This window comes from Wolbachia endosymbiont of Atemnus politus (genome assembly GCF_013309895.1).
Genome location: NZ_JAAXCS010000118.1, coordinates 1 through 3840, shown reverse-complemented (window position 1 = coordinate 3840; position 3840 = coordinate 1). Strand labels below are relative to the sequence as shown.

At 37.4% G+C, this 3840-nt stretch carries 2 protein-coding genes; one reads left to right on the top strand and one right to left on the bottom strand.

All coding sequences use genetic code 11. The features are described 5' to 3' along the window. Positions 1 to 234, bottom strand: a 234-nt coding sequence (locus tag HET73_RS06415) for a hypothetical protein (RefSeq protein WP_218939334.1), incomplete at its 3' end; no start/stop codon positions are given. Positions 235 to 556: 322 nt separating this feature from the next. Here HET73_RS06415 and putA point away from each other — a divergent pair. Continuing rightward, positions 557 to 3697: a bifunctional proline dehydrogenase/L-glutamate gamma-semialdehyde dehydrogenase PutA gene (gene putA, locus HET73_RS06410; RefSeq protein ID WP_174133159.1), complete on the top strand. Its 3141-nt coding sequence runs from the start codon at positions 557 to 559 to the stop codon at positions 3695 to 3697. Positions 3698 to 3840: the final 143 nt, after the last annotated feature.

Here is a 3840-nt window from a genome sequence, read left to right as displayed (position 1 = left end):
AGTCGGGTGCTTAGTCAAAAAATCTTTAAAGTAATTAACACGCTGAGCACCAGTTATTCTAGGATTAGAGGATAGAGTGGGCAGTAGTACTGCATCATCAGTGTAATTTGCATCAACTTTATAAGCATCGCCAGTTTTTAGTGAATCATTCCAACGATCAAACAGTGCCTCGATATCCTGATCATTAACTTTGACACAACTTTGGCTCCTAGTAAAAAATTGAACTATAATCACTAAGAACAAGATAGCAAGTAATAAACTTGATATTGCAATAACTTTTTTCCTACATATCCTACTCTATATACCCACATAAATTAAAATATTAATCTATAACACAAAAGTTAAATAACTATAAAAAGATCATTTAAAGCTATCTTGCTTGACTCTCGGCAACACTGCTGAACGGATACATAGATTCTGCTTTCCTTTCTAAATATTATGAGAGGATGGTTCTGCTTAGGATCCTTCACCCTGGCCTTTTATAAATAATGATTTATTCTACACGAAGTTATGATATAATTTTACCTTACATAGTAAAGGTGTTTTGTAGATAATTATGATCAGTTCTATACAAGAACCTAACGAATTGCGAAAACGTTTGCAGGGATTTTATCGTACTGATGAAAAAAGTTATGTACGTTATCTCATAGAAAAAATAGAGCTTTCGGCTGATTCAAAAAACAGAATTTACAATATTGCAAAACAAGTTGTCGAAAAAATTAAAGGCAGTAAATTAGGCATTATAGATTCTTTTATGCAGCAGTACTCGTTTTCCAATGACGAAGGAATAGCACTGATGTGTATTGTTGAATCACTGCTTAGAATACCAGACGATTATACAATAGACCAGCTAATCAAAGATAAAATTGCCAATCAAGAATGGGGTAAACACTTAGGGCGTTCTTCTTCGTTATTTGTTAATGCTTCTACGTGGAGTTTAGTGATAGGAAGCAGTATACTAAGAAGCGATGGAGAAGATCCAAAATTCTATCATGCAATTTCTAGATTACTAAAAAATTTAGGGGAGCCAGTAATTCGCAAAGCAGTAAAACAAGCGATGTTAACGATTGGTAAGCACTTTATTGTTGGAGAAACTATAGAAAAAGCATTGGAAAGTATAAAGTCAGATGACCATAGTAAGTATTTATGCTCTTTTGATATGCTTGGTGAAGCTGCTCGCACAGCTGAGGATGCAGGGGAATATTTTAATTCCTATATGCATGCAATAAAAGCTATAGGTGAATCTACTGATACGAGTGATTGCTTTAAGTCCCATGGAGTTTCGATCAAGTTGTCTTCATTGCATCCACGTTATGAGTTCAGCCAATTTGGTAGTATAGCTGAAGAAGTAAGAGCCAAGGTGTTAGAGCTTTGCCATGAAGCAAAAAAATATAACATTTCACTATGTATAGATGCAGAAGAATCAGAAAGACTTGAGATGTCATTAGTTTTGTTTGAGCAATTGCGCTTTGATGAGTCGCTTTCTCAGTGGGAAGGACTTGGCTTAGCTGTACAAGCGTATCAAAAACGTGCTTTGTCTGTTCTTGATTTTGTTGAAGATGTTGCCATCCGGTCAAAACATAAAATTATGGTGAGACTTGTGAAAGGAGCATATTGGGACTCGGAAATCAAGCGCACGCAGGAATTAGGGTTAAGTGGTTACCCAGTGTTTACTAGAAAAAGCTACACTGATGTATGTTACCTTGCCTGCGCACAGAAACTTTTGAGCAAAGCAAGTCACTTTTATCCATGCTTTGGAACTCATAATGCTTACACTTTTGCTACTATAATGGAGCTTGCCGATAAAAACCACCCTGGGTTTGAGTTTCAACGCTTACACGGAATGGGTAAGAGCTTATATGATTATGCAATGTCAGAACTTGCAACAAGTATTAATTGCCGTGTATATGCTCCGGTTGGTAAACATAGTGATTTATTACCGTACCTTATTAGACGCCTTCTTGAAAATGGAGCTAATAGTTCATTTGTCAATCAAATAAATGATTCTAACGTTAAAATTGAAGAATTAGTTTCAGATCCGTTAGAAAAAGCTAAAAGCTTGGAGTATGAACCTCACCCAAGCATTCCGTTACCACAAGATATTTTTGGAGAAGAAAGGAAAAACTCCTTAGGGATGGATATTAGCGATTCAGTTACAGTTTCACAATTTGCAAACGATATAAAAGAATTTAGTGAAAATAAATGGCAGGTTGGACCTATAATTGATGGAGAGTCACTATCTGGCAGTGCCAAATTTACTGAAGTGGTTAATCCAGCACATTTGGAAAATGTAATTGGAGAAGTGTCGAATACTACAAGTGATCAGGCTTTAAGCGCTATTGAAATAGCGCATAGTGCTTTTGCTCAGTGGCAGAATGTTTCAGCAGAAGAGCGTGCTAAGCTTCTTGAAAGAGCTGCAGATTTGCTTGAAGAAAGGATGAAAGAGCTGGTTTACATTCTGATCGTGGAAGCAGGAAAAGTTTTATCTGATGCAATAGCAGAAGTAAGGGAGGCAGTCGACTTTTTGCGTTATTATGCAATGATAGCAAAAAATGAACTGAATAACTGGAAAAAATTGCCGGGCTCAACAGGTGAAGATAACTTTATCTTTTTTGAAGGTAGAGGGGTTTTCTTATGCATATCACCGTGGAATTTCCCACTTGCTATCTTCATTGGACAAGTTTCGGCTGCACTTGCAGCAGGTAATACAGTGCTGGCAAAACCAGCAGAGCAAACGCCAATTGTTGCTCATGAAGCTGTTAGAATACTGCACGAAGCTGGGATACCAAAAAATGTACTGCATTTTATTCCAGGGGACGGTCAGTATTTAGGTAAAACATTGGTACCAGATAATAGAATCTCTGGTGTAGCTTTTACTGGTTCAACACAAACTGCTCAGATAATTAATAGAATGCTTGCTAGCAGAGATGGCCCTATTGTACCACTTATCGCTGAGACTGGTGGACTAAATGCTATGATTGTTGACAGCTCAGCTCTCTTGGAGCAGGTGACTTCAGATGTTTTGCTTTCAGCGTTTCGGAGTAGCGGTCAGCGCTGTTCTACGCTTAGGGTGCTATTTATTCAAGAAGATATAGCAGAAAAACAAATAAAGATGATATGCGATGCGGTTCAGGAATTAAAGATTGGTGATCCGATACAGCTTAGCACTGATATTGGCCCGATAATTGACAAATCATCTATTGATATGCTAACTAGACATACGGAGAAAATGTCAAGGGATAGAGATTCAAACCTTTTATCAAAGGTACCCATGGATACAAATTCTCATAATGGTTATTTCTTTCCTCCATATATTTATGAGATACAAAAAATTTTGCAATTAAAGCAGGAAGTATTTGGTCCTATTTTGCATATCATACGTTTTGATAAGTCACAATTAAATGAGGTTATAAACGACATAAACAGCACAGGATATGGGCTTACGTTTTCTTTGCAGAGCCGTATACAAAATCAGATCAATTTAATAAGCAAAAAAGTGTCGGTTGGAAATGTGTACATCAATCGCAATCAGATAGGTGCAGCAGTTGGTGTACAGCCATTTGGCGGTAGAGGGCTATCCGGCACTGGACCGAAAGCTGGTGGTCCTAATTATTTGCAACGTTTTTCCACAGAAAAGGTTGTAAGTGTAAACACTACAGCATTTGGCGGTAATACTACGCTTATGTGCTTGGACTGATTTGAATTCTTCTTTTGAAAATAGGCTTCTTGCATTTGGCAGTCGTGAAACGAAAAAACCCCTTGACAACCTCCGCCAATCTTATTATCATGGCAATTAGGGTATTTCTGACTCAAAACTTGTTTTTGACCTGCAGGTTCAAC